Raw genomic sequence first — 3119 nt, forward strand, 5'->3', positions numbered from 1 at the left:
ACGACCGTGCTGCGGCGCGGCGACGAGCAGCTCGTGGTGGCCACCGATCCCGGCCGGGACGCGGCCGAGCAGCGGCTGCGGGCGGTGGGTCAGGGCGGCAAGCTGGCGGGGTGGCTGGGGACTTCGTGGTTTGTGCTTCGTGGTTTGTGCTTCGTGGTTTCTCCGGATGGCGAGCATTCGCAGGCCCCGAACTGGAGAGTGCCAGGTTTCACAGGGGCAGAGGCGCTTGAACCTGTATCATCAAGGCGCATCTTGATCTAACCAACTCTGCCTGACGCAGAGCTGGCGCGACCGTATGGCGGCCGCGGTGCCCTCTTAGCAGGCGGCCCGGCATCTACCGCAGTTCCGCGCAAGAGGACAGCTCTCGGCGCCTCCGGCCCCGTACAAGGGGTCGCGCTACCAGGCGGCAGAAAGGCACGGGCCGTGGCATCCACGGTCACCTCGGAGTCCCCCGGGACTCCTGTCTCCTCCCGCCCGGGATACGGACAACTGCTGCGTACGCGCGGCGCGTGGACGTTCCTGCTTCCCGGCTTCGCCGCGCGGCAGCCGTTCGCGATGCTGACCATCTCCATCGTGCTGCTCGTCCAGCACACCACCGGCTCGTACGGGGCCGCCGGCGCCGTCGCCGCCGTGACCGGTGTCTCCCTGGCGCTGTTCGCGCCCTTCACCGGCCGTCTCGCCGACCGTCACGGCCAGCGGGCCGTGCTGCTGCCCGGCGTCCTCCTCCACACGCTGGCGGGGCTCTCCCTGACCGCTCTGGCCCTCGCGGACGCGCCTCTGTGGGCCCTCTTCGTGGCCGCCGTGCCGACGGGCGCCTCGGTGCCGCAGATCGGGCCGATGGTGCGGGCCCGCTGGGGCGTCAAGCTCCAGGACTCGCCCCTGATGACCACCGCGGCGGCCTTCGAGTCCGTCACCGACGAGCTCACCTTCGTGTTCGGGCCGCTGCTCGCCACCGCGCTGTGCACCGCCATCGATCCGGCCGCCGGCCTGCTCACGGAGGCCGCGCTGACCCTGGTCGGCGGTCTGCTGTTCGCCGCCCAGCGCGGCACCCAGCCGGCCGTGGGTGCCGACGCCGGTGTCGACGGGCACGCGCGCGTGAAGCACGCCTCCGCGTTGTCCGTACCCGGCGTGCGGGTGCTGATCGTGGCCTTCCTCGGCATCGGCGCCGTCTTCGGCGGCATGCAGGTCTCGCTCGCCGCGTTCAGCGAATCCATCGGCGAGCCCGGTCTGAACGGTGTCCTGTACGGGACCTTCGCCGCGGGCAACATGCTCTCCGGCGTCGTCTGCGGCGCGATCGCCTGGAAGGTGGCCCCACGCCGCCGCCTCGTCGTCGCGTATGCCGCCCTCGGACTGGCCGCCTCCGGGCTGTGGGCCGCCCAGTCGGTCGTAGTCCTCGCGGGGGTCGGTCTCCTCGTCGGTGTGTGCATCGCGCCCGCCCTGATCACGGGCTACACCCTGGTCGACGGGCTCGTGCCGGCCGGCGCCCGCACCGAGGCCTTCACCTGGCTCACCGGAGCGGTCGCGCTCGGGCAGGCGGCTGCCGTCATGGTCGCCGGGCAGATGGAGGACCGCCTGTGGGACGGTGCCGGATTCCTCGTCCCGATGGGCGGCACGCTGCTGGCTCTGGCGACACTCGTGACCCTGCGTTCACGGCTCTCGCCCCGGGTCGTGAGCCGGACCGTCGCACGTGGCGTGGGTCACCGAGTGCCGGTGGCAGTGGACTGATCCCGAGGAATACGTCACTATGGACCGTCGTTAGCACTCACTGAGTGAGAGTGCCAGGAGGAAGACAAGTGCCGACCTACCAGTACCAGTGCACCGAATGCGGCGAGGGCCTCGAGGCGGTGCAGAAGTTCACCGATGACGCCCTCACCGTGTGCCCAAGCTGCGACGGACGCCTGAAGAAGGTGTTCTCCGCGGTCGGCATCGTCTTCAAGGGCTCCGGTTTCTACCGCAACGACAGCCGCGGTTCGTCGTCGAGCAGCAGCCCGGCGCCGGCCTCGAAGTCGTCCGGCGGATCGTCCGACTCGAAGTCGTCGACCTCGTCGGACTCCTCGTCCTCGTCCGGCTCCAAGTCGTCCTCGGACTCGAAGTCGGGCTCCAAGTCGTCGTCCACGAGTTCGTCCTCCGGCAGCAGCAACGCCGCGTAACGCTCTCGCGCACAACGGTTCTTCGCCTACGAACCCTGTCGTCGTACGACGACAGGGTCTTCGGCGTTTCCGGGCCCGGTTAGGGTGCCGTTCATGGTGAACACGGAGAACGTCGAGATCGGCGTCATCGGCGGGTCGGGCTTCTACTCCTTCCTCGACGACGTGACCGAGATACAGGTGGACACTCCGTACGGAGCGCCCAGCGACTCCCTGTTCCTGGGTGAGATCGCCGGGCGGCGGGTTGCCTTCCTGCCCCGCCACGGGCGCGGCCACCATCTGCCGCCGCATCGCATCAACTACCGGGCCAATCTGTGGGCGCTGCGGTCCGTCGGGGCGCGTCAGGTGCTCGGGCCGTGTGCGGTGGGCGGGCTGCGGCCCGAGTACGGGCCGGGGACGCTGCTCGTGCCCGACCAGTTCGTGGACCGTACGCAGTCCCGGGCGCAGTCCTACTTCGACGGGTTGCCGTTGCCCGGGGGTGACGTGCCGAACGTGGTGCACGTGTCCCTTGCCGATCCCTACTGCCCCACCGGGCGTCAGGTCGCTCTGGAGGCGGCTCGGGGGCGGGACTGGGAGCCTGTGGACGGCGGGACGCTGGTGGTGATCGAGGGGCCGCGGTTCTCCACCCGTGCGGAGTCGCTCTGGTATCGGGCGCAGGGGTGGTCCGTGGTGGGGATGACCGGGCATCCGGAGGCGGCGCTCGCTCGTGAACTGGAGCTTTGTTATACGTCGTTGACGCTGGTCACCGATCTCGACGCGGGGGCCGAGAGCGGGGAGGGCGTCTCGCACGACGAGGTGTTCAAGGTGTTCGCGGCGAATGTGGATCGGCTGCGGGGGGTTTTGTTCGATGCGGTGGCGGGGCTGCCTGCCGGGGGTTCGCGGGATTGTCTGTGCGTGAGTGCGTTGGGTGGGATGGATCCTGGGGTTGAGTTGCCCTAGGGGGGCGGCGGGTGCCTTGTGGTCGTGTGGGGC

Annotated in this window: 4 protein-coding genes; all 4 read left to right on the top strand. The window is 70.0% G+C overall.

Annotation, left to right across the window (positions count from 1 at the left end):
* The coding region (locus AOK17_RS51825; protein ID WP_157881544.1) for a hypothetical protein at nt 1-261 on the top strand (261 nt) is incomplete at its 5' end.
* A gap of 162 nt (nt 262-423) precedes the next feature.
* The gene (locus tag AOK17_RS45310) at nt 424-1725 is read left to right on the top strand and encodes an MFS transporter (RefSeq protein WP_055618492.1); all 1302 of its coding nucleotides are present in this window, start codon (nt 424-426) and stop codon (nt 1723-1725) included.
* A 68-nt stretch (nt 1726-1793) separates the two neighbouring features.
* A complete protein-coding gene (locus AOK17_RS49580; protein ID WP_079053660.1) occupies nt 1794-2150 on the top strand; it encodes an FmdB family zinc ribbon protein in 357 nt (118 codons plus the stop codon).
* Between the two features lie 93 nt (nt 2151-2243).
* On the top strand, nt 2244-3086 hold the full coding sequence (locus tag AOK17_RS45320) for an S-methyl-5'-thioadenosine phosphorylase (protein ID WP_055618494.1): 843 nt from the start codon (nt 2244-2246) through the stop codon (nt 3084-3086).
* Nucleotides 3087-3119: the final 33 nt, after the last annotated feature.

The organism is Streptomyces phaeochromogenes (assembly GCF_001418655.1).
GTDB lineage: Bacteria > Actinomycetota > Actinomycetes > Streptomycetales > Streptomycetaceae > Streptomyces > Streptomyces phaeochromogenes.

Coding starts and splice junctions, on each gene's coding strand:
- AOK17_RS45320 (WP_055618494.1), top strand. CDS start 2,244: ATGGTGAACACGGAGAACGTCGAGATCGGCGTCATCGGCGGGTCGGGC.